Origin of the sequence: Paenibacillus sp. GYB004, assembly GCF_036577605.1 — a bacterium.
Classification (GTDB): Bacteria; Bacillota; Bacilli; order Paenibacillales; family NBRC-103111; genus Paenibacillus_AB; species Paenibacillus_AB oceani.
The window spans coordinates 27,253-50,886 of sequence record NZ_JARBDB010000025.1 but is presented as its reverse complement, the minus strand read 5'-3'; the positions used below and the strand labels follow the sequence as shown (position 1 = coordinate 50,886).

19 protein-coding genes are annotated in these 23,634 nt (G+C 45.7%); 3 read left to right on the top strand and 16 right to left on the bottom strand.

Translation table 11 applies throughout. From position 1 onward, the window contains the following. Positions 1-61: 61 nt before the first annotated feature. The 9 genes from PV433_RS10760 to PV433_RS10720 form a co-directional block, all read right to left on the bottom strand. Positions 62-880 (bottom strand): hypothetical protein, encoded by an 819-nt coding sequence (locus PV433_RS10760; RefSeq protein WP_332072144.1) that lies wholly within the window; start codon positions 878-880, stop codon positions 62-64. 46 nt (positions 881-926) lie between these two features. Further along, positions 927-1,184 (bottom strand): hypothetical protein, encoded by a 258-nt coding sequence (locus PV433_RS10755; RefSeq protein WP_332072143.1) that lies wholly within the window; start codon positions 1,182-1,184, stop codon positions 927-929. 240 nt (positions 1,185-1,424) lie between these two features. Continuing rightward, the gene (locus tag PV433_RS10750) at positions 1,425-2,297 is read right to left on the bottom strand and encodes an N-6 DNA methylase (protein ID WP_332072142.1); all 873 of its coding nucleotides are present in this window, start codon (positions 2,295-2,297) and stop codon (positions 1,425-1,427) included. Positions 2,298-2,478: 181 nt separating this feature from the next. After that, positions 2,479-2,853 (bottom strand): hypothetical protein, encoded by a 375-nt coding sequence (locus PV433_RS10745; protein ID WP_332072141.1) that lies wholly within the window; start codon positions 2,851-2,853, stop codon positions 2,479-2,481. 83 nt (positions 2,854-2,936) lie between these two features. Further along, positions 2,937-6,032: a helicase-related protein gene (locus PV433_RS10740; RefSeq protein WP_332072140.1), complete on the bottom strand. Its 3,096-nt coding sequence runs from the start codon at positions 6,030-6,032 to the stop codon at positions 2,937-2,939. A gap of 289 nt (positions 6,033-6,321) precedes the next feature. Continuing rightward, positions 6,322-8,304 (bottom strand): group II intron reverse transcriptase/maturase, encoded by a 1,983-nt coding sequence (gene ltrA, locus PV433_RS10735; RefSeq protein ID WP_332072139.1) that lies wholly within the window; start codon positions 8,302-8,304, stop codon positions 6,322-6,324. A 695-nt stretch (positions 8,305-8,999) separates the two neighbouring features. Further along, positions 9,000-9,743 carry a DUF6094 domain-containing protein gene (locus tag PV433_RS10730; RefSeq protein WP_332072138.1) on the bottom strand — a complete coding sequence of 248 codons (744 nt, stop codon included), beginning with the start codon at positions 9,741-9,743 and terminating at the stop codon, positions 9,000-9,002. A gap of 141 nt (positions 9,744-9,884) precedes the next feature. Beyond that, on the bottom strand, positions 9,885-11,729 hold the full coding sequence (ltrA, locus tag PV433_RS10725) for a group II intron reverse transcriptase/maturase (protein WP_332072137.1): 1,845 nt from the start codon (positions 11,727-11,729) through the stop codon (positions 9,885-9,887). Positions 11,730-12,638: 909 nt separating this feature from the next. Continuing rightward, positions 12,639-12,869, bottom strand: a complete 231-nt coding sequence (locus PV433_RS10720) for a hypothetical protein (RefSeq protein ID WP_332072136.1) — start codon at positions 12,867-12,869, stop codon at positions 12,639-12,641. 884 nt (positions 12,870-13,753) lie between these two features. Between PV433_RS10720 and PV433_RS10715 the strand changes: the two genes are divergently transcribed. From PV433_RS10715 to PV433_RS10705, 3 genes are all read left to right on the top strand, one after another. After that, the gene (locus PV433_RS10715) at positions 13,754-14,164 is read left to right on the top strand and encodes a helix-turn-helix domain-containing protein (protein ID WP_332072135.1); all 411 of its coding nucleotides are present in this window, start codon (positions 13,754-13,756) and stop codon (positions 14,162-14,164) included. Positions 14,165-14,208: 44 nt separating this feature from the next. Next, entirely contained in the window at positions 14,209-15,564 is a 1,356-nt protein-coding gene (dnaA, locus tag PV433_RS10710) for a chromosomal replication initiator protein DnaA (RefSeq protein ID WP_332072134.1), read from the top strand. Positions 15,565-15,797: 233 nt separating this feature from the next. After that, positions 15,798-16,070 carry a hypothetical protein gene (locus PV433_RS10705; protein WP_332072133.1) on the top strand — a complete coding sequence of 91 codons (273 nt, stop codon included), beginning with the start codon at positions 15,798-15,800 and terminating at the stop codon, positions 16,068-16,070. A 189-nt stretch (positions 16,071-16,259) separates the two neighbouring features. Here the strand turns inward: PV433_RS10705 and PV433_RS10700 are convergent, their stop codons facing one another. The 7 genes from PV433_RS10700 to PV433_RS10670 all read right to left on the bottom strand — a co-directional run bounded on the left by PV433_RS10700 (position 16,260) and on the right by PV433_RS10670 (position 23,633). Next, the gene (locus PV433_RS10700) at positions 16,260-16,592 is read right to left on the bottom strand and encodes a hypothetical protein (protein ID WP_332072132.1); all 333 of its coding nucleotides are present in this window, start codon (positions 16,590-16,592) and stop codon (positions 16,260-16,262) included. 431 nt (positions 16,593-17,023) lie between these two features. Continuing rightward, on the bottom strand, positions 17,024-17,362 hold the full coding sequence (locus PV433_RS10695; RefSeq protein ID WP_332072131.1) for an AbrB/MazE/SpoVT family DNA-binding domain-containing protein: 339 nt from the start codon (positions 17,360-17,362) through the stop codon (positions 17,024-17,026). A gap of 118 nt (positions 17,363-17,480) precedes the next feature. Continuing rightward, positions 17,481-17,816, bottom strand: a complete 336-nt coding sequence (locus tag PV433_RS10690; protein WP_332072130.1) for a YolD-like family protein — start codon at positions 17,814-17,816, stop codon at positions 17,481-17,483. 72 nt (positions 17,817-17,888) lie between these two features. Further along, positions 17,889-18,266, bottom strand: a complete 378-nt coding sequence (locus PV433_RS10685) for a hypothetical protein (protein ID WP_332072129.1) — start codon at positions 18,264-18,266, stop codon at positions 17,889-17,891. Positions 18,267-19,295: 1,029 nt separating this feature from the next. Next, entirely contained in the window at positions 19,296-20,207 is a 912-nt protein-coding gene (locus tag PV433_RS10680; RefSeq protein ID WP_332072128.1) for a hypothetical protein, read from the bottom strand. 533 nt (positions 20,208-20,740) lie between these two features. Then, a complete protein-coding gene (locus PV433_RS10675) occupies positions 20,741-21,601 on the bottom strand; it encodes a hypothetical protein (RefSeq protein ID WP_332072127.1) in 861 nt (286 codons plus the stop codon). Between the two features lie 397 nt (positions 21,602-21,998). Beyond that, entirely contained in the window at positions 21,999-23,633 is a 1,635-nt protein-coding gene (locus PV433_RS10670; protein ID WP_332072126.1) for a DNA cytosine methyltransferase, read from the bottom strand. Between the last annotated feature and the right edge of the window lies 1 nt (position 23,634).

The window sequence follows — 23,634 nt, the reverse complement described above, 5'->3', positions numbered from 1 at the left end:
GAGAGCAACGAAATAAGAAATTACTACTCTATAATACCATATTATATATTCGTTTGTATAGCTACCTCTGTTCCGAATATAGCCGTTCCATGGCCGTGTCCGTCAGCACATATGTCGCGAATAGGAGTTCAAGCGCCCGGTACTCGGCGTGCGGAATCGACTTGTACTTACGAATGAGGTCGTTATAGGTGACCTGCAGAAAAGCATCCTGAAGCATCAGCTGTTTCATTCGTTCTGGTGTAAAAACATGATGACCAGATATTTCTCCGACTTTGAAATATTTGCTTCCAACGAGATAAGTGTCATCCCTACGGAGTACTTCTCCGAAATGGTTCACTTTCAAGTAAAACGTATGCCTGCCTTCAGTGCAGCGATAGGTGATTCCGTCATGATCATGATTGTCATAACGAATGGAGAAATCACCAAGCGTCGATTTCACCGTTTCGGCTGTTTGCTCAATCAATGGTATCGTTATTTGGATTAATCGGCGAAGCCTGCAGCGAATGGCGTCTTTGGCCTCTGTCCAATCGTTGACTTCCTGAAAAGGGCCGCTCATTCTAAAATATAGCTGATCATCTTGCGCAGCGATTTTGTGAATGAAACGAGACTCCTCATTATTGTCGATATTGTGGATTAGCCGGTACTGAAAGGCAAAATACCCGTTAACGTAGAAGGTACAATGCCAGTTTTCATTAATTTCTCGAGCAAACTCCTTTTGATCGAGATATTGATGAGGATCCGGCAGGGCCGTGGATTCGAATTTGCAATTCGTGCATTCCAGTTCTTCGAGCACATCCACAACAAAAGGAAGCAATTGTACCAGAATGTGTTGATTATGCGATTCTAATAGTCCCAAAGATGTGTGAATTTGGTTGTTCATGTGATTAACCTCCTCGATTGTAAGGAGCGGGCACGCCGCTCCAACATTAACATAGTTCCAAAGTTTGCTCGTCTGCGGCCCGGTTGTACTTCGGTACTCGCTGAAAAAGAGGTTGATCGAATGGATCTACGCCATCCGGCTGCTCGTCCACTTCGTCCCACCATACTTGAAATCTGCTGTAGCGCTCGGAGACCCACCTTCGAAACTCATACGCCCAGCTGCTATACTTATTGAAAGCTGGTTTCGTATCGATAGGGGGGCATGCCGTAATGGATTCTCCGATGAAAGGTGTCGCTTTGTACATATAATTTTCCTCCTTATGGTTGGTAGACCCAGTGTTTATAAAAAACAAACAAACGCTCCGATAGGAACGTTTGTTTGGGTAAAATGTAGGAAACGCAAAAAAGCCCTATGGGGGGCATACCTTTAAAAAGGTAATACCACCCATAGGGCTTTAAACTCGGCAAAAGGCTCATCTGAGCAAATTAAGCAAATTTAACACTTTTATCATATCAAAGGTATTACCCTTTGTCCATCTTAATCTTTACAAAACGAATTCCAGCTGTCCCGGCGCCACCTTTTTCCCCGGCTTCGCAAGCACCAGTTCGATGGGCCTCGCTGTTTCGTCGAAACCTAGCACCTGGCCTGGCTTAGCATACCAGGGAGCATAAAAAAACATTTGAATGGTACATAGCTTGACTGCTATACCTGAAATATCCGACGCATAAGCGCGAAGAAAATAGTTGGATGCCGGCAAGAGCATGGCACCGCACCCTACGCATGGATCGTTTACGGTCTGTCTCTTCATCTCCTCCCGCTCCCCCGCCCCATGTAGGATCTCTACCATAAAGCGGCATATATTAAACGGAGTTGGGTAGTAGCCGAGGCCTTGATGGTAGCCCCTTCCGGTTTGATCGACAAGAACGTTGGACAAATAATCGGTTGGATTATCCAGAACTAAAAACAGGTCGAAAATCCGATAAAAGTGTTCGTTCAGCCCTTCCGAAATGTTCGGGCATACAGTAGATCCGCCAAGTCCCCAAAGGAGCCAATCCGCAAAATTATCGATTGTCGCCTCGTGATGCTGAAGACAAGTATCCAGCATCGATTTCGCTGCCTGGGCCTGCGGGCTCCAAATATCCGTCCAATGAATTTGAGGAATAGGTCCGCTGCCGGCGATAGTCCCCTTCTCAAGAATATCCAGCCAGTACAGCCAGCGGCCGCCATTCAGCAGTTCGTCATAGACAAACAAATAAGGGAGCAACCATCCGCGTTTAGTGAAAACCTCAGAATGATTTCGCGGCATTCCGCCTATGGCCATCGCATATCCGGAGACATCACTAGGCAAATTTTCGAGAATCTTGGGATCAAATCGTTCTAGTCGGTATAAAGCCACTTTATCTGGTACTTTAGTCATCGCTTACGCCTCCGGAAAGAGAAAGAAGGAGGTCATTCGACTCTCCTCCCCACTCTTAAAGTTTATCATGGTATGTTTAATGTTCGTCTTAGTTCCGTCAATACAAACCACAGGACATTCTTAACCCGAAAGAGGCAACCGCCCCGCTATAGTAGTCAGCGGGGCTTCCTCCGATCGAAGTTCATGACGTAAGAATGTATGTCATCACTGCATCGTTTTCGCGTTCGAAAGCCGGTTCGAATAACATAAATCCGATCGTGCTGTCAATCTCGATAAACCTGCTGGAATCGGGAACGTTGTTGAAAAACAATTCGAATTCTTCATTTGTTATCCGTTTTAAAGCTTCCGCCTGAAACCGGAATGGTTCATCAATCCAAGATACAAGCATCTTTCCAACCTGGTCTCCTTCGTCCCAGAACAACGCGGAACTATCAGCAAAGGAATCTATGAACAACCAAACGCGGTTACTTGGGATGCCTGCCCGGATAAAGTAGTGGTACGCTCCATCGTAAGCGTCGTACCCATACCATTGATTTTCCTTAATGGTGTAAAACATCGTATCCCTCCAAATTTCATTGAAAAGAAGAAGCCGTGTGATCGTAGCTTATCTCTCAGACAAAGTGATGTAACGTGCTCGAACTAGAAATTAAATGCAAGCTGACCTTCGGCCGGTGTGGAGCGGGAACGCTTTTTCTTGTACTGGCTTATTTCCACGACTTTCAGCAGACCCATTTCAAGAAGGTCCTTCTGCACCGTCGGTTCGGATGGTGCTTCTACGACTGAAGCAGCGATTGTGAACAAATCCAGTACTTCGCTCATTTCTACCGAATGAACTTCTGGCTCCTCGCTTGCGCTGTTGGACGCATCTAGTGGCGGTAGCCCGCATAGACGCCTCGTTTCGTTAACAAGCAGCTTCATCCTCGCCTCCAGAACGGCCTTGAATTCTGTCTCGTTCACCATCTCGACATCTTCCAGGTCTTTAGCGGCAAGCTCCGTCCAGGCTTTCGCCACATCAGAACCGGCAAAGCAGTTTGCCAAATCTGCAGCCAGTGAGGATTGCCCGTCCCTAGAGTACTTTGCCAATTCCGAACGATCGAGTCTTCCTTCAACCATGAGTGCATGGCCGCGTGCAGCCATAATTTTCATGAACTGCGCCATTTGTTGCGTCCGGTTGTATACGAGATAATAAACACGGCACTCCCGGTCTTGACCCAGCCGCCACGCCCGACGTGAAGATTGACGTACAGTAGAAACCTCGTAGTTGAGTTGGTAGTAGATAATCGTTGGCCAGTACATAAGATCGAGACCGACTTCGACCAGCTTCATGTTGGTAATGATGACGGGGATTTCGTCCTCCTCGAGCTGCGCCAGAACTTCCGCACGATTATCGGCGTCCGGTTCATCGAGAATATGGCAGCGAATGCCGCTGCGCGTTAAAATCTCATAAATCCGTTCGTTCAACTGGTATTCGCCCGTATAGTTGTTGTAAATAACACAACGTCTGCCTTCAGCCAGTTCCTTTTGAACGAGTTCAATGAGCTGGCGTTCTTTGGCGTGACAGGATTCAGGTTCGAAGGCCGGCGCAGAGATGCATTTTTCCCCGAAGCCAAAAACAACGGCACCGCCCAAGTCTGGCCGATCCGCATAGTTGATGGTAGCAGGAATGAACTTGCTCCAAGCGCCTTTAGAGCCACTTTTCGAGCGTCTCATACATTCATCACGGAGGGTGTTATGGAAAAAGGAATACTTACTTGCATGTTCGGGGTCCATATCGAGGAAAATGGGTATTTCTTTAAGCTCAACGAGGGGTAGTCCCATGTCGGACAATTCCAAAAAGCCGGCTTTATGAAGTAAATACTGAGCCGTCAATTGCGGTGCGATACCAGGCTCTTCCGTTGGCTGCCGAGGTTTTTGCTTTTGCTTGGTCACCCATCCGGTATCGTCACTCTCAACATCAACAATTTGTTTCAGCTTCCCGTATCGGGACGCCCACTGGATTGTTCCGGAGTTGTAATCGAAACCGTCATCGAGTAGAGCCTTCGGATCGGTACGCCATAAAATCTCTTTGATGCTGGAAGACTTACCGTTCGTTAGTGTTCCAGTTAGCAGTAGATTTTGCTTAGCAGCTTTGACCATCTGGGCAAACGCATCACCGCGTCCGGACGATTCGCCTTTACATTGATGAGCCTCGTCGCAAATATATAAATCAAAATACTTATTCATCCGCTTGAAAATCCTACTTATATTTTCGCGTGGACGATTTCGAGTTTCACCACGACGCCAAGAAGCGGGGCGCCATAATTTGCTTCGGCATGTTGCTTGCCCGTCTTTCAATATACCTTCCTCATGGTAAGTGCAGGTTTGGATCCGGCCCGTGCGCCTCCATTTCACTTTGAGGCCGTGGGGTAACCCGTTCGGAAGTAATCGATGCTTTTCTCTCGCCTGATGGATTTCATCCATATCCGGCTGTGAACTGTCGGCAAAGTCACTCCATCGAGCGGGTACACATCCTTCTTCAGCGTCTTTATCTTTAACCATAAGGGGGCGGCCGCAATCCGGGCAGTGCCAGGCATACTCCGTCGAGCCGGCGAGACGTCGCCATACTCCGCCAAAGTACGGTTCTGGACCTAATTTTGCACGGTCTATTCCGACAAGTGTGAATTCCAATCCAGTTGGGCGATAGCCCTGCTTTACTTTCCGTAATAGTCGAAGAGCATCTTGACTGTTTTCAATGATTTCGACCTTTACTCCGCGGAGCGTACCAAGGATCTCTTTGTTCTTCCATTTGCTTATCGTTATACTTGGAGCTGATAGTAGCACCGCTGTTCCACTTATTATACCGCGATCCTTCTTCATCTGATGCAGGACGTTGGCAACGCCGCACGCTACAATCGATTTACCCGTCCCCATATCCCCCGAGCAAAATTCCGAATCCTCATGTTCCAGCGTATTCACCAATGCCTGGATCATATGGGCCTGAGCTGGAAAGGGGATACGCTTCATTTCGCCAATGGAGCGATGTATTGGCAGCTGCTCCAGGGAATGCCGCGGCTTCTGTTCCTGCAGCTTCCGAGCCATAACCTCGGCATTTGCGACCATGTATTCTTTCATGCTCATCGACGGGTCGAAAACCCCTTGAACGTCGCATTCCGGGATCTGCAGCAATCCGTTTTTTAAAGCCATTTCGATTACCTTCAGCACGGATTCTTCCGTTCCGGTAAATACAGCTGCTTCAAGATTCGGCCACAACTGGTTGAAATCCGGATTCCTTATGACACGTAATGGTGACAAAAAGTGATCGAGTAATCCTGCAAATTCATTCTCCCATTCAAATGGTAGACCGAACCGATGAATGACATGTTTCGCCAAAACATCGGACATGATCCCGTCTGGAGCAACCAGATACGACCGGTTGAACTTTGGCGAATTCGGCATGGACTGTATGCCATCCATAGTCAATAAGGAATTGAACACGACGCCATGCGCGATGTCACCGATACCGATCAATCTTTCCATCCGACGGTACGTATCGTAATTTCGTTCAAATTCCTCATTCCCAATCTGGAGAGTGCGCGCTTCCAAAAATCCAGCCGAAATTGCAGATACAGCCTCCGGAATGCCGAGATATGAGGCCATAATGATATTCTCATCTGAATCCTGTGCAGATTTTTCTACAATCATTAAGTGCAAAAAAGCTTCAAACCTTCGATCGACGCTATTCATCGAGATTTTCATGATCACGTCTTGACCCGAAGTCCGGCTGGGGATTTCTCCCCTTGGCCGGACTATACGGCCAGAGGACGATTCCCCCCCAACTGATGCGGTATTGTTTCAACCTATTCCAAATCGTGAACGCCGGCTGGCCAAAAGACTCTGACTACAGAACGGAAGTCCTTCGTTATCATTTCGCCGATTTTATTGCCCGCTTCATTATAGCGCGCCTCGGTATCCACGATTTGTTTCGTTATGCCGGAAATGAATAGCGATAGGTAGTGATCATCCTTCCTCGTAGAGAGGTTAGGAGTCATTTCCCCCCGCTTCGCACCGCACGTGCGGCTTTCACCGCATGCGGCGCTCCATCGTGACTAGAGCGTTCCAGCTCCGCAGCGAAGAGACCTTTAACTTTCTCACGAAAATGAAGAACTTTGCTCCTTGGCTTAGGCTCAAGCAGGCTAAGATCGGCTTCATTGTGAATGTACTCATGGCAGGAATTATGAAGCGTTGCAAGATTGTTTACCTTGTTGACCAGGTCGATAGGTAGCGTAGGATCAATGTGGTGAATATCCATGTCAGAAGAGGTAACCTCTCCTCCACAGATTCTACATCGTCCTTTGTCCCTATTGAATGAATATGCTCTGTTTAGGTAGAACTCGAAGTTGTATATTCCGCCGCGTCCGCGTTTCCTGCCAGTTTTGACGATAAGTGAATAATGAAGACTCATTAATTCGTCTGCCCTGGCTAAGGTGGATTTGTTTCCCGTCCGTTCGGTATAGAGCTTACGCCCTTCCGATGTGAACGGTGTTTCTAACGGATTCTTTAACTTCGGGTTTCTCCATTTGCAAAACTTGAGTGATGTAACCCCAACTTTACGGTCAAGGTAATCGATCGCCGGTATTCCCGAGGTATAATCGGAATGAACGGAGAGAAGGTTATGTGTTTCATTCGCCGGAGTCCAGCGAACGGCATGGTTACGCTTTAAGGTGCGGTACGCAGCCCATGCTAATACCCTTGCGTATTTCCGAAGATCGATATTTACCCAAGTGGCGGGTTCGTAGTATTGAATGACTCCGCGTATTTTGCTGTTCAACACATTAATATGGTGAACAAGAGCATCCTTTTTCGGGATATGCCTCATCTTCCTGGTGAATCGGTGTATTTCGTCAATCTTGTTTTTGAGACGACTCGGATTAGGTCTGATCCTCGATATAAAACCCTTTCTGGATTTGCCCTTCACAACCTTGAAGTTGAACCCCACAAATCGAATGGACTTCTTCTCAACGTTTGTGATTAAGGTTTTCTTCTCAGAGAGCTTCAATCGAAGATTAGTATTGAGGTATTTAGATACCCTTGATTTCCACTTTTCGGCGGATTTCTTGGATGTCGTGATGAGTACCCAATCGTCGGCGTATCGCACCAGAAATGCAGGTTTGAGCTTGCATTTCCCCTTCGCGATGTCTCTAAGCATCATATCCTTGGCTCTGGAGAATCCTCGCTTGTATTGCGTGCGTGTCTTCTTTCTGTCCCATTCTCTGATAATCCATTCATCCATAATGTTCAGGTACACATTTGCAAGCAGCGGCGAAATGATACCGCCTTGAGCAGTGCCAAGTTGGTTAGATTCAATTTCGCCCATGATACCTGCTTTTAGCATAGTCTTGATAATCATCAGAACTCTTTGATCTCGAATCCCCATGTTCCAAAGCTTCTTAATCAAGATAGAATGGTTCACGTTATCGAAGAATTTACTAATGTCACCTTCGACTACCCAGTGGTATCCTGTCTTGTGGATGACGTCTGCGACTCTCCCGATTGCCATATGCGCGTCCTGCATCGGTCTGAACCCATACGAATGGTCAAAGAATTGAGCTTCTAAAATAGGCTCGATGATCATTCTGATGCATTCCTGTGCGATTCGGTCAATAATGGCAGGTATGCCAAGTGGTCGTTTTTCACTCTTCCCCGGCTTATCAATATAGACTCTACGGACGGGCTGGGGTTGATAGCAATGAAGTAAGCTTTTTACCCTCGGAAGGACCTTTTCTACGTCCATCTGAAGGATATCTCTCTTCATTGTTTGACCATCGGTGCCGGGAGTGTTTCCACCTTGATTAGCTTTCACTTTATGGATTGCTGTCAAGATGGTAGCATCGGACGAGATTATTTCGAGCAGGCCTTTCACCCTAGGTCGGGTACCAGCGGCCCATGATTTTGAAGCGAGCTCATACAGTTGATCTAAGATTGAACGTAATTCTGTTTCATTGTTCGGATAGTTGAATTTTTGTACCATTGGCATCACCTCCTTTCGGAGATTGCCTTTGGCTTTAGTCAGGTATGCACAACGGCTTCCTCAACAGTTAAGGAATCTCTTGCTGGTAATCACGACTATGCCCCTTCGCCATGTACTAGGCTTTCCCTAGCTCGGACTACTACAGGCTGATGCCCCTTGATTTAGTCGGTCATTTCCTACCGATTAGAAACATCTGGCTCTGTCACCATTAGCATTTTCTATCAAGGTTCCACTGTTCCATGTATCCTAGCTTTCATCTTCACCTTAGCCCTCCACTTTGACCCGCCAGCCATTCCGTTGTCCGTGATCGGTGGACGCAGAACATCGTAACTATGTGTCATGATGCAGAGTTAACAGGTCACAAACTGTAACTCCGCGACTGGACCCCCTAAAGGGCATACACCTTCTTATTCGGTGTACTTGGGTTTACGAGCCGTACAAACGTGGATTCATATGGTTATTAGGCATAGCGAAGTTATAGCCCCCCGCATTCCCCGTTCCATCACAGGAAGGGAAATTCCGTCTTCACCGGGCTTCACACGACCATCTGACAGTGATGATCGCATGCCGGAGTCTTAGGGTAGAATCGCCGATCTTCGATTCTAAGTAGGAACTGCCCCTACCAACTCGGATACATAGTTAGATTCGTTAAAATCCCCTAGTTTTTTGTTACTCATTTCTGAGTAGATTGTGCACTAGGAACAGTGCGCACTGTGAGTCCCCATATTTCCTCCTACAGCGCCGCTGGCAATTGCGACAGCCGTGTGAGTTGCTTTCAAAGGAAGCATAGGGTTTTTCATTTTCGCACGGTTGGAAACAGGCGTGAGTTTTTCCTCCACATCTTTGAATAACGGGGAAGTCTTTAGATCACGTTGCAGCTCTTCCACGCTCAGACGGTTGGCACGAAAAATTTCAATACTACTGGGAGACGGGTACAACTTGATATCTTGCTCAATTTCCTCGAGTGTCGGAATGGCCTCGGGACCTTGATCCCCCAAGTCCCGCAACAACTTGTAGATTTCTTTACTTTTTCCGTTTGGATCCTTTCCGAACCTACCAATTAGGACTACCTGCTTAAAAACCGGGTAGAACTCGTCGGTAAACCGGTAGACCCGTACGTCATGGAAACGTCCGGAAATGATTCCTGCAGCCGGCTTCAAAACATATTGGGGGACGCAAAAAAACAACAGCCCGTCCTTCCCCAAAACGTTATTCTTGCCAGTAAGAGAACGAAGGAACGTAACCTCTAGCCGTTCGCCAAACCCTTCGTCATACGGGGGATTGAGCCAGAGCAATGAGAAATTCGATTCTGTCCGAAGATTTTCGTAGCCATCATGGATCACATGATCCAAGACGGTTTTAGCCGTGTGATAGCGCCCTTCCTCTAATTCAACTCCATAGGTAACGGGATTGGATTCATGTAACTGCTCGGCAAACAACTGCAGAGCTTCTCCGCTTGGTAGGAGACAGGCGAGTTAGCACATTTCTGCGCTACTTTTCCCGTCCCCCCCATTCGAACCGTACATGCAAGTTTCCAAGCATACGGCTCTCTCAGCTAATCGTCTAGGACATCACAAGGGTTAGAGTTTATTATTGTGGAGTTTGTAGTGACAATCGACGCAGAGAACCATTGTTTTACGGTTTCTAGCGATCATCAGCTTTACCCAACTTGGCGGTTGAATCTTACCTTGGTATTTTTTCTTTAAATCCTTTAACTTCCTTACGTGATGCACCTCATACTTCCTATCTGACCCGTCATGGTTACATATCTCGCATTTATTCGCTAATAGCCGTTTGATAATCCCATTTCTTCCGGTTATACGAATTGTTGCAGGAATCCGATCAGGATCGAGATTGGCGTTATCAACCCAGTCATTTTTTTCAAAACCGTCGCAGTAGTACTTGTAGATCAAGTCCTTCTTATTTGGGCCTCTTTTAATGACCAGACCAATGGTATCATCCACGTTGTATTTCTTGACCACTTGTATCGAAGAGACTTTCATCTTCACGGCAATTGTTTTAATTAGACTAGCTCGGTGGTAAAATCTGAATTTACCCATTTGATGTGCCACGCTATCTGCCAGCCTATAGTAGTTATACAAGCCTCTGATCTCAGATGAGAATTTGCTGATGATCTCTGCCAAGTCTAGACTTGTCCATCCCATTCGATGTATGGCTCGACCATCCTTGGTGAAGCTTGATAACTTGTTATAAATTGCCTGAGAAGGAAGTCTGAGTCGAGGCAGCTCGTTAATGGCACGCGCTTTTTTCTTATCACTTCTTTCGACCATGAAGCCGTCATCGTGGCCCGAGTATATCTCATATCCCAAAAACTTAACTGCCGTCCGTTTATCCGGGAAATGAGTTATTACGGTCTTTTCCATGGAAAGTGTTAGTTTGAGTTCAGTATTAAGAAAGTCGGCTATTTCTTGCTTAATCTGATGGGCGATAGCCTTGCTTCCAATAATGCCGATGACAAAATCATCAGCATATCTAACATACTTAACCCTCACAAATTCACTATCCATCGGATCAAGGACTTTGAGCTGCCTACGACTGATTTTCAGGGCTTTGTATTCCCGGATCAGCCGTTTCTTGGTTTCTCTGCAGCTTTCGGTGGTATTGATCATGCCTGATAGCTTTCTTAACTGATGATTTACAGCGTAATATCCAGGATTATTTCTACGTTTGACTTTCTTGGTTTCGTATTTGGGAATGATAACTTCCTCAACGAACTTATCCAATTTGTCTAGGTAGATATTTGCAAGTATGGGACTTACAATCCCCCCTTGCGGAGTGCCTGAATATGTTTCATGGAACTTCCAGTCTTCCATGTACCCTGCAGTAAGCATGCGGCGGATCAACTCAATAAACCGACCATCCTTAATCTTTTCGGAAAGTATTCCAAGCAGTTGGTCATGGTCTATGTTATCAAAGAAACCTTTTATATCCCCCTCGATCACCCATTTGACTCCCGTCCATTCTCTCTTAATTTGCTTTAAAGCTGTGTGGCAGCTTTTATTTGGACGAAAGCCATGAGAGGATTTGCTGAACTTCGATTCATAGATCGATTCAAGGAGCGCGCGTGCAATTTCTTGTACAATTTTGTCCATGAAAGAAGGAATGCCAAGAGGTCGTTGGCCGCCAGACTTCTTAGGGATATAGGTTCTCCTTGCCGGACGAAAGTGGTACGATTCGGTTTTCAGAAGCGTGATTACTTCATCGACCTTTTCTAAACTAAATCCATCGGCAGTCGTACCGTCGGTACCCTCAGTCATGTTTCCTTCTTTTGCATGTATTTTGGCGTAAGCGGTCAAGAAGAAGTCAGGATTAAAGAAGTTACGGTAGATTCGATTGAAAGTGAACTCCTTGCTTTCCCTTGATGCTTGTTCCAAGATACCGAGAATTACTTCAGCCATTTGCATTTCGCATACCTCCGTATCATCTGGTATCAGATTAGCCTGCCATCCTTCACCAGCACCCCATCAACAGGCTTCTCAGCCGGGTGTCATACACGCTTCCGTGTATGTGTGGGCGGTTCTCCCGCTTCCGTTTTACGGCAATGCCTGTCTATTCAGGCTCCTCCGATTACTACGACGGCTCCGTGTTCCGCAAAAAGATATTCAGGGGACTCATTGACGTGGACTTTAGATCCATGTGTAATCCCCATAGCCTATGACGGCTTTCCCGCGAAACATCCTAGGTTCACTCTAAATTCACTGGTACTGTTTAGGTCTCCGTTCGAACCCAAAAACGCTTATCGCGCTGTGGACACTGGAGGGACTTCATCATCACGGCGAAGGAAAGATGATAATCCTGTGTCAGTCCCATTTCAAACTGTGAGTATGGAACTCCCTGCTGTTCGGGCGTGGATTCTAGAATTCAAGCAGTATAGCTTTAACCATGTAGTACTTAGGTTCGCGGAACGACGTTTTCCCACAGTTTCTACTTACGTCCTCCGCTTTCTTGCCATGCTCTTGTCCCCGGGGGACTTTCTCCCTCCAAGTAAGGCAAGTACCTATACTAACTTTGTCCCAGTTAGTAACCTCTTTAGGCAATGAAATTTAGGCTACCTAGCGCAATTCGCCGCAGCACGGGTCGATAATATTCAAGATGTTGTCCGTTCCTGATTGGGAAATGAACCTTAAATGCTCACTTAAAAGATTCATTTGCTCAACCGGGGTAGGGTAGTATCCGCCTTTGCTTTGACTCGCAATCCTAGCCATTGGTTCACCTCTGTCTGGTAGTAGGTGTAGAAAGCGGGGCAACTCTATGGCTTGCCCGCTCGTTAATATCTAAATGAAGGTTATTGGTCTCTGCAGCATTGGTACAACTTACTGGACTTCATTTGCGGTAATACCATACAATTCCGTTCCTGCGAAGTCCTCCCCTAAAATATCCTCGGAAGACTCACCGGCTTCTTTTCGTATTGCAAAGTCCATATAGTCAACTTTCGTCCACTTTTCGAATTGCTTATGCGCCTTCGCTCTTGCATCGTCCCCTATGAAAGCTTGAACATCCTGAATTACTTCCTGGAACATCAAAACAACAACGATTATCTTCATGTAATGTAATTCGGTCCTCTCTAAGAGTTTCATATATATAATAAAAAGCCGATATTTATCAGGAGCCTTCTCTCCCGAAAATATCGACTTGTAAGCGCCGAAAAAGCAAAAAAGCCCTACGGACGCACGTCTTCTAAAAAGACATACCGCCCGTAGGGCTTGATACTCGTAATAAGGTGTAAATCATCAACAATGTACTAGTCCATTGTATCATTTATGAAAATAAAAGTGTATATCTGAATCCCGGTTTGTTATAGCAGATATCTAGCTTTTTTCAGTTAATTCATGCCAAAAAGCGAATGCCCCGGCAGCTGCCAAATCTGATACTTATTGCCGTTTCCGTTTTTCGTAGCGGTCAAAGCCACGTTTAACCGCGCCGATTCTCGGAGTGCAGGGGTCTGCCCGGCTTGCCGGGATGGCGTTCTCGAAAAAGAAAAGCCACCTTTGCGCGGAGGGGTTTGGGAGGCCTTCGGCCCTGGCGGCCACAAGTGAATCCGAAGTCATCGCCCCGCGGCTGTGGCATCCTTTCGAACTCCGCCTTTGCGCCGGCTAGGTAGGGGTTCGGGTCCAGTAACTGCCGAACAAAAAAAGAACTACTGCAGCAGCTCTTAGCATTCATTGGGTTTACTTCGGTAAGCAAAGGAGGAAAAGAAGGCCAATGGAATCTACCGGGTCTTAGGCGATCTCGCCTTAGAGCCGGTGATTCGCTTAGCCTTCCCGACTGAACGAGCTGGGGGATTGGACAAGGCACTTTACGGTCCATAAATCAAGCAGAATACACACGGAATATTTATTAACTTGGATAAAGAGAGACTTCTTCCATTCTTTACATATCTAAATATATCCTTTAATATAGAGATAATTAGGGATAAGGAGTGGATCCAATGAATGCGAAGGAAGCAGCAATATTGCTTGGGGTTCATTATAAGACCATCTTAAACATGATAAATGATGGGCGTTTGGCAGCATCGAAAAATGATTCCGGCGATTGGGTAATTAGTGAAAGTGATCTTGCTGCTCGAGAACAACGGATTGAAGACAAGGAGTTCTCGGCAATTTATACTCATATGGCTGCACAAATGATCGAGAAGACACACGGTCGTGCTGTTAAGGCGGCCCGAGATGACATAATTCATATAGCACGTTCGATAATAAAGTATGCAGAACGACCTGACGAATTCAATCAACAGGTTAAACGTCTACAAAATGCTCTCGATGCCTATAAAGCGGCTGATGCACTCACATATATTGTTAAGTCGATTCAAAAACAGGCAGAGGCAGAAACCCAGAGTTAATAGAACCGAAACGAAGCGTACTAACCTGAAGGAGATGAGTTGTAGTGAAGGGTCTTAACCAGGAATTATGGCAGCAGGTGCTTTCTGCTATCAAGACTAAGGTGAGCAAACCGAGTTTTGATACTTGGTTGAGTGCTACAAACGCAATCGTGTTTGATGAATCCAAACTCATTATTAGTGCGCCAACAAAATTTGCAAAAGATTGGTTAGAAAACCGTTACATTAATCTTATCAGATCCACCGTTTATGAATGCTTCAATCGGAATATCAATGTGGAGATAACCATTGAGGACGAGGCTTCCTTTCTTACAACGGGCACGGAATCCAACCAAGTCTCCCTAATCCGGTCACCTTCTGATCATGATAGCACAATTTTCACTCTAAATCGGAAGTACACATTCGATTCCTTCGTTGTAGGGACAGGTAATCGTTTTGCACATGCAGCTTCGCTCGCAGTGGCTGAAACTCCAGGCAAGGTGTATAACCCTCTTTTTTTGTACGGTGGAGTCGGTTTGGGTAAAACTCACTTAATGCATGCGATAGGCCAATATGTATTAGATCACAATCCTACAGCAAAGGTACTTTACTTATCATCTGAAAAATTTACTAATGAATTCATCAATGCAATCATGAATAACCGTGGCGAAGGCTTCAGGAACAAATACCGAAATATTGATGTATTATTGATTGATGACATTCAATTTATCGCAGGTAAAGAACAAACACAAGAAGAGTTTTTTCATACATTTAACACCCTTCTGGAAGAAGGGAAAGCAATTATTATCTCCAGTGACAGGCAACCTAAAGAAATTCCAACTTTGGAAGAACGTTTACGTTCTCGTTTCGAATGGGGGCTCATGACAGATATTCAGCCTCCAGACCTTGAGACGCGGATTGCTATTTTATATAAAAAGGCAAAAGCTGAAAACCTTGAAATTCCAAACGAAGCTATGGCATATATTGCGAGCCATATTGATACGAACGTCCGTGAACTGGAAGGCGCTCTTATTCGTGTAGTGGCATACTCATCCCTCATTAATCAGGATATCAGCGTTCATTTGGCTGCAGAAGCCCTCAAAGAGTTAATACCGTCCAGTCCCCTACGAACTATTTCAATACAAAAAATACAACAACTTGTAGGGGAGTTTTACGGATTTAAACTAGAAGACTTTAAAGGACGCAAACGGACAAAAACAATTGCATTCGCAAGGCAGATTGCAATGTATTTATCAAGAGAACTCACAGAGTTATCATTACCTAAAATAGGAGCGGAGTTCGGTGGCCGTGATCATACAACAATTATACATGCTCATGAAAAAATATTGACGATACTCCGTCAAGACCAAGAACTAATTAAAATAATAACTTTGCTAACCGATAAAATAAAAAACCAGAACTAATTGCAATACAGAGCGTGAAATTTACCTAAACTTCGTAGATTTCTTTCGAGAGGGTTTTACTTCGAGGGATCCACTTCGCACGGCCAGAAGGGTCTCGGAGGTCGCGGATTGGGGCGGCCTTCAGCCCTGGCGGCCACGATCTTTTCAAGAGGCTTCTAGGCATCTCCGATCAGCCTCGCCCGGCTATAGCGCAGCGACGGCCACCCTTATTCCGAGATCACCGCCCCGCGGCGGTGATTACCATAGCATTCAAAACAATAAGCCGGCTGTTTAGCCGGACGGAGCCCGTAAAAGAGTTCAATACGCGAACGGACGGATACGAGATTGCGCTCGGGGCGTGGACGGTCGCTCCAGGCGGGATGCAGACTCCGATTCAGCCGCATATCGGCGCAGACCGCCTAGCGGTCCGCGACTTGGACCGCGCTGCAGAGCGTTACGACCGGCTGCTCGATTTGAACGTCAAACCGGCGAAACGGTTCGACAGAAATCCTCACATTCAATCTTGAGAATGGCACTGATTTGGTGCTCGAGGCGGGCGGCGCGGACGGTGCGGACGAAGCAGTCTCTGCTGCCAAGCTCCCTGTCGTTCACAGTGTTTGCCGCCGAAACCGGATCGATCGGCTCGAGGTGTGAAAATCATATTGACGCCGCCATCTCGACGAGCCTCCGAGGTGAGTAGTGACTGCCCTACTACTTTAAATTGCTCCCCTTCTTCCTTCCTTGCGATGTTTAAACCATCCGGAGAGTTCGAAAATTCCAGAAACCAACAAGAAGGCAATGCAAATATGTGCCATGATTCCAAATAGTAGTCCGATAACGAAAATGCCGATAGTATATGTATCGTTCACTCCAGAATAGTTTGAGTTCATCGTGAAAATAAAACCTATGAGTCCTACACATAAAACTCCAGCTGCCGTCTTATAATACTTCCGGTGATTCTTAATTGTCCTTGGAGTTACTTCTCTTATCTTTACGCCAGCCCAGAGAAATGCCAGCACATATACGGTTATAATGGTAAATTGCCACATTCAATTCCCCTCATCTCAGCTTACATATGGAATGGCTCGCGTTATAAAAATCTTATCAGTCTTAATAATTGTCTTTTATCTTGATATCGGAGTATTGATAGCATTGTTTTATATTTGATAAAAGCGAGTGTTAAGACGTTTATAAGAAATTGTCCGATTACATTTTGAATATTGAAAATCTTGGATGGGGTCGTTTTCTGATTGATCCCAAGACCTGTTCTTCCACTTATTGAATTCGAAAGTCTTGTTACGTTGTTGTATCGGGCTCCCGATATCGAAAGAACCAGCTGTTACAGCACGAGACTTTTTCTTTTTGACGCTCCTGCTGAATCTTAGCTTATTTCTTGGATAGAAGCGAACTTATTCTATTCAATTCGAAAAGAGCAAACCACTCAAATAACCCCATCCCGATTCCTCCCTTCCAAGATTGATTACCCCGTATATTCCTTTATTAGGATTTCGATTGTTTTTACGTCTTTTAATTCATCCAGTAGCGAGCTCGAGAGCTGCCCTGATTGAATTATGGCCCCAATATACATGGAAGCCCGCAGTTCTCCTTCGGGATAATTCCGAATGAATAATTGAATAAATGGATGTTCCATAGCTTTCCGAAATACTTGCTCCGCAAAACTTTTTTGAACTATTACGGAACCATCGTGATTAATAACGAAATTGACTACGGTGTCACGGCCGACTCCTAAATGTTTGCGAATTTCCTTGGGAATTGTTACTTGACCTTTGCTAGACATCTTTGCTGGATAACCGACCAACAGCCATCAACTCCTTACAAATCCTTACTGTCCATAATATTCTATTCTATATCCCCCTGTAAATAAAAAGCAGCCTTTTTGACTAAGGCTACAGGTTCCGGCTTTATTTTTAACTTGGTTATATCCTCGTGATGTTTACGATATCCGAAAGTCGGATGGATACCGACTCCATTTCTTTCATAACTTTAACCCGCCCAAAGTTCAAATCGATACTGATGATCCGTCCTTGTACATTCTCATTTCGCCACGGATCAAATTTATCGATAACAACTTCACATTGCTCTTGCATTGACTCCATTAAAAGCATGCCAAACTGCTCGAGCAGTTGTTCGTCCAATTGCGGACGTTTCCGTAAATGAGACTCCTTTTGCCGGTACACAAACTGTTCTCGGTGTTCAGGCAAGAGGATCCGAGACGATTCGAAAAGACCGTTCCCTGCCAGCTTCTTCCCCATTTTGTCCCTCCATCGTTGTATTGAAAAATTTCTTTCTAGGCGCTGTAACTGGTCAATCGTAGGAGAACCAGATCAATTCTTATCTGCAGAATTCGAACTTAGATACGAAAGGAGCCTTTGTTCCACTTCCGATTTCACAAGTCCCCAGAGCATAGAACATTTTCGATGGTAGCCGCGGCATAAGAAGTCGGCCTCTAATTGCTCCTTGGTCCGTCTCTGGTCATAAATCCGAATCCCACGACTTTTCAGCTTATTACGTAATACTGCCATATCGGAACTTACGCTGTCCTGGGCCTGCTTCAATAACTGGATATATACCCCTGACATCTTCAGTTGGGTTCCGTTCATGGTCTGAATGTCCCGCTCCATTACATCAAGCAAAACGGGTAGCAACATGTAATCCATGACCCATCTTAATTCCTCCGCCGTTTCCATAGGCATTGTCTTCATGTTGGTTCGCCTTCCCATTAAGAGTGATTCTGTATTAATTGAATTCGACATTCAAACCAGAACATACGTTCCATATTGTTCTTATTATATAAGATAATCAACATACACACCATTTTCAAGAGGAAATATCTCTCTCATAGCATTTGCGTTCGCCGCGGCGGGCTATTTTTTAGGGTTCCAACGTCATAACGGCCGGTTGATAGTCTGGGGCATTGGAAGCGCCTGAAGCACAAGACTGGAGCAAAGAAGTGTTGCAGAGCTCGGCGCGGACGGAGGGTTGCCCGCCGCCATCCGTTTGCTCCCAACGCCGTCCATGTCCAGTCAGTTGAACTTTGAACCCTGCTATCTCAACGCATTTCAATGTGTGTACATTGTGTACAATGTACACACATTGGTTTATCACGTCACTCTTGTGCACATAAAACCTCTAAAAATTAGCAACTGCATGTCAGTCGCACATCGTTGCCGATCGCACTAATCATCGCCGACGATATAACGCGCGTGGTCAACTCCGGGGGCGTGCCACCCAGTGACGACGGAGCGAGGCAATCAGCGTGCGATTCCGATTCGGTCCGTCAGGCCGTCGAAACTCCTGAAAGCGGACCGGCTTTTGAACTCGCTTCAAGTAGCTCGATAGTCACTTGGACTTCAGTGAGAGTTTGCTGCCATTTTGTGAAATCAAAAAAACAGCCCAGCTTTATAGCTAGACTGCCGATCGAAACCGATGAAAAAAAGATTACAAGATATTTTTCACTATAACAGTTCTTTTTGCTAAAAAAGTATCAGAGAAAACAAATTGTCCATTGTTATCGAAAAATAGATTATTCCCATCCTCAGAGTGAACGAACACCGCGACCTTAGAGAACATTCCATAATCAACAACATAAGTTTGTCCAGGTACAAATTGCATGGGCTATAATCCCCCTCTTCATTATAGTGGAACGGCACGGCGGACGCAGATCATGCTTGTCTGCAACACACGTCCTTACAGTCGGCATCAAGACTATTCTGGCTTGTCTTTATCTCCAGTCACCCTTCAGAAGCTCCTGCCCGTCCTTGGACTTGATGCTGTTCACGTAGTGTATGAAGTTGTTCATATAACTTCGAGATTTGTGTGGTTGCCTCTTGTTGTTTGGCCGTCGCTTCAGCACCCACTTTCTCCAACTTTTCTTGGTATTCGCTTCGCACATGAACCAACTCACGTTCTCGCTGAACATCAAGACGATCTTTTAAGCGCTCCAATTCTTCTGCGTGACGCTCCTTTATTTGCGAAATTTTGTCTGTATGTGACTGCCGGTCACGTTCTTGATCTTGTTCGAGCGACAAGATTCGCTCCTCTTGCTTTTTAATCTGACGCACCAACTCGTCCACTCTTTGAACAAGTGCCTTGTTTTCATCCATAGTCGCTCGATACTCACTGAGCTGGGAATTCAAGACTTTGTTCTTCTCCTCGAACTGTTCCAGCAGCAAATCACTCTTCCTGGTTAGATCCCCAAACTGCTCAAGACGCTTGGCTTGCTCACCAAAATCCTTCTCCAATCGACCTCGCTCTTCTTTGAGATGCTTTATATCAGCCGCTAGCTCCGTAATCGTCTGCTCTTGCGCCAAGAATGCCGTGTTTCGCTCGGCTAACGTATATTCATGCTTTTGCATCAGCTCAAGTTTTGCAGCTGCCTCCGACTGAATGATTGTCATAATAATTTCTTGCTCTCGACGAAGGTGATACTCCCGCTCCTCTATAAGCTTGCTATAGCCGGATGCAACCCCTTCCTTGAGTTGTGTCATCTCCACAAGCCCGGCCACGTATTCCAAAAAATCAGCTTGCGTTGGCAAGCCGCTGTTTTGCATCAATTCTTCAAGTTTCTGAATTACATCAGGACGCCCCCGATACGTTTTCGGCACGGTCGCCCCTTTCTGTGTGTGCTCTTTCTCTTCGGCCATCCTCACACGCTCCTTTGTGCACTTTTCTTTATTATATCATAGTATGTGTACACTGTGTACAATGTACACATACTTATAAACAGTTTCTTTAATGTATGCGGAATGTAAATATGTGAAAGGCGTCAATGCCTCGCACTACACTATACTTCGCAGATCACACAACATCCGAAAGGGATGGACACCGAAGCTGCAGAAGATCCGCATACCTGCCGTACTTATTGAATATTAATTTCGGCTTCGAGCGGGGTGATCTCCTGAAACCTTCGAATCAGCTGCAGCCATATGAACGACCCCATTCAGCCGCTTCGCCAGCGCAGCCAACTGGCCCTCATGCAAGCCCGGCCGGTTACGGCTTAATCTTCAGGCTAGCGGCCTCTAAAGCCCGTTAGCACAGCGAGGCCACCGATCCATGCCGGCAGCCTCGTTCCAGTATTTAAGTTTACAGCCGATCCGTTAATACTCTGCTTCCTTCCAAGTATATTTCGATAGATTGCCATTATCCGCTTCCTTTTTTACCCTGTTCCATTCTTCCTTTAAGTATTCCTGTATATGTCTACTGTCATTTCAACACGCATACCTTCATGCAAGTAACCTTTATGGACTTGTGCTATATCCTTCATGCTACCTAACTCTATTGGAGCGACGTATAGACGCTCAATAACTTCCTTTTTATTAGTTTTAATTATCACTCGTGCTTCACTTTGCTCTGCAAAGCGGATGTTTTTTACCAGTAATTCTTTAGGGTGTTTTTGGCCACCAAAATCCATCCAACCATTAGAACCGTATGTCTCAAAATCAAAATATGATACATTCCCAATTAATATTTCAGAATCTTCCAAACCAAGTTGCCTTAACGCTTTATACAATCTATTCTTAAATTCCTCAAAGTCGGAAATCACTATCAATGCAGGTTGGTCTTCTAATGGTTTCTTTTCAATATCTTCCGGTAAAGAGTTGTCTGAAAAGTCTCTAAAATATGAAGCTGGTATATCAGCGGTTACCCTGTGTTGTCCCTCACTATCAGGAAAAGGGAACAAGCTGTTTTTCATGATGTACACACAAAAGCAAGGCAACTCTAAACTTCGTTTATCTTTCATAAATAGTCGTCTTCCGCTTATTTCCTTTAGTAATGGTCTGGTATTAGGATTTAAGATGCAGCTAGATTCATATTTTTGAGTCAATTCAGATATACGTTCTACATCTAAACTATCACAAAATGCCAGGGTTCCCTCATAGCCATCTCCTCGTCCATCTCCATATTTTTTTGAGTAATCAATCCACGATTGGGGGGTGTTGAATTTGATTGATCCTTTATCTACAAAGGTATCAGCATATTTCGAACTAGTTAATCTAAAGACAGCAGTAAAATTATTAGGTTTTGCCCATTCTCCCATAAAGCACCTCTCTTGTTCAAAGTGAAACATCGGTATTAAACTCTCATGCGGCTTAGCTTAAGGCGCTTTCAGTCAGTCTCACACTATATAAAACTAAAAATTTGTATAGAGTATATAGAGCCTTTAGCTTCTATGGCCGTCGACGTAGTAGCCAGTGGATCAATCCAAGCCTGTTTTTTAAACAGTCTAATTCTACCACACCTTCGTTGAAGAAATCTGCCTAACGGAGCGAGGCCGCCGATTGCTTCTGCGGCAGCCTCCTCTTAGTTAATTATTTCGTGTTTCGCGTAACCATAACATAAGAAGTGCGATTATGTTGCGCAGCGCCCGTTTATCTACCCGATTATTTCCTTGTTCGGAGGTACCCGACCACTGTCCTGTTCCTTGACGAAGTCGGTCAATGAATATATATGGGCTCAGCTTCTTCAGCGGGAGTGACCCAGATCGTTTCATATCCCAACGAAAAACCTTCACGATACTCCGCCTGGGCAGCTGCCAATAGAATCGTATTGCCCATTGCTTCTGCTGACGTTACTGGTACGGCGTTTCCGATATACTCCCGAGCGGAAGCATCTGTGCATCCTTCTAACTGAAATGGCCTCCCATCTGGAAGATGAGTATCGAAGCCCTGCAACATAGCGAGCTCGTATGTTGTGAGTGGACGATGGCGTGTTCCATCCGGAGATATAATAAACCAGACTCCGCGATCGTTATCTCCAGGAATCCCATCGCACGAATTAATGAACGAACCTGTAGCGTGTCCTTCATCATCCCTGACGATACGAAAAACGTTAGTGTTCCGATTGTCATAAGACTCCACTTTAGGATCAGCCACGCAAATGGCCCCGTTGTTCGGTCCAACTGCACCAGTCACTGTCGGACCAGTCTCAGTCATTGGAACAACGCGATAAATATTTCCATGCGTACTATTTTTATAATTTAGTCGATAATCGGCAACCGCCGCAGCTCCATTGCTCCGACCGGGACCCGGGGTTCCACTTACTGTTCGACATGGTTTGTTCCAATCTTCAACAGCTAGCGCTCCGCTCCGCGGCTCATATTGTATTCGGTAGTTCTCCCAATCCAACTTGTTAAGTGATCGCCAATCCTTACCCGCTTCTATTAGTGCAAGACGCATCGCGACTTTCCATGTAAGCCGTGGCTCCCGGTGCATCGGTCCTCCACGCTCCAAGTCTCCAGGAGGCGGCAACTGCTCGAGAACTTCACCGATCGTCTTTAGTCCTTTCTTAGGAGGGTACAGAACAAAATTAGGAACCTGCGCTTCATCTCGAGCCATAACCAGAAATCGTAATCGATTTTGGCCAAGGCCCCCGATTTCACCCAGATTATGGTCCGCACGCATATTGACGGAAAATCCTGCATTCTTGAGTCGATTGTCGATCCGTTTCAGTAAATGTTTGCCGCGTGTTTGAATCCGCGGGACGTTCTCGAGCCCAATGATGGCGGGAACGCCCCCGCCGTACTCCAGGCATGCACGAAGTGCCAAATCAATCCCATGCTCGGTTAACTGATTCAACGCCTGGTATTGCGCTGATTCGGAAGCCTCCTTGGGTAATAAGGCACTTAATCCTTTGCAAGGAGGACTTGTAAATAGAAAAAAGGGAATCTGATAGCCAAAAGCAACCCATAGATCCCAGGGCTCAGCTTCACGCCAATCAGCCGGCGGTTCGTGTCCGTGCCAAGCCATGTACATCTCTCTGGTGAAAAGATCCATGGCAACCGATGTATTCTCACCGGTTATCGAATCATGGTTACGGCAAGCGACCGGATCGTTATCAATCGAACATAACAGTTTCAAACGATATACTTTACCACCATAGTCGATTTGAGATTTTAAAAATCCGGCTGACGCTCCTCCGATTCCTCCGAATAGAATCGCACATGTTTTATAAGCTGTTCCTGAATGTTCAGGTTGACCTTGCATTGATTTTCGCTTAGCTCTAGTACCGATAATCGCTCCCATATATTCGCCCAAGAAAAAAGGCAATGGAATATCCATCGCCTTCTTCAAG

Bases quoted from the DNA above. Each gene is read 5' to 3' on its own strand.
- PV433_RS10675 (WP_332072127.1), bottom strand. From the start codon at position 21,601: ATGGGAGAATGGGCAAAACCTAATAATTTTACTGCTGTCTTTAGATTA.
- PV433_RS10690 (WP_332072130.1), bottom strand. From the start codon at position 17,816: ATGGGGAAGAAGCTGGCAGGGAACGGTCTTTTCGAATCGTCTCGGATC.
- PV433_RS10755 (WP_332072143.1), bottom strand. From the start codon at position 1,184: ATGTACAAAGCGACACCTTTCATCGGAGAATCCATTACGGCATGCCCC.
- PV433_RS10745 (WP_332072141.1), bottom strand. From the start codon at position 2,853: ATGTTTTACACCATTAAGGAAAATCAATGGTATGGGTACGACGCTTAC.
- ltrA (WP_332072139.1), bottom strand. From the start codon at position 8,304: ATGGTACAAAAATTCAACTATCCGAACAATGAAACAGAATTACGTTCA.
- PV433_RS10720 (WP_332072136.1), bottom strand. From the start codon at position 12,869: ATGAAGATAATCGTTGTTGTTTTGATGTTCCAGGAAGTAATTCAGGAT.
- PV433_RS10700 (WP_332072132.1), bottom strand. From the start codon at position 16,592: ATGTGGCAATTTACCATTATAACCGTATATGTGCTGGCATTTCTCTGG.
- PV433_RS10760 (WP_332072144.1), bottom strand. From the start codon at position 880: ATGAACAACCAAATTCACACATCTTTGGGACTATTAGAATCGCATAAT.
- PV433_RS10680 (WP_332072128.1), bottom strand. From the start codon at position 20,207: ATGGCCGAAGAGAAAGAGCACACACAGAAAGGGGCGACCGTGCCGAAA.
- ltrA (WP_332072137.1), bottom strand. From the start codon at position 11,729: ATGCAAATGGCTGAAGTAATTCTCGGTATCTTGGAACAAGCATCAAGG.
- PV433_RS10740 (WP_332072140.1), bottom strand. From the start codon at position 6,032: ATGAAAATCTCGATGAATAGCGTCGATCGAAGGTTTGAAGCTTTTTTG.
- PV433_RS10715 (WP_332072135.1), top strand. From the start codon at position 13,754: ATGAATGCGAAGGAAGCAGCAATATTGCTTGGGGTTCATTATAAGACC.
- PV433_RS10750 (WP_332072142.1), bottom strand. From the start codon at position 2,297: ATGACTAAAGTACCAGATAAAGTGGCTTTATACCGACTAGAACGATTT.
- PV433_RS10685 (WP_332072129.1), bottom strand. From the start codon at position 18,266: ATGAAGACAATGCCTATGGAAACGGCGGAGGAATTAAGATGGGTCATG.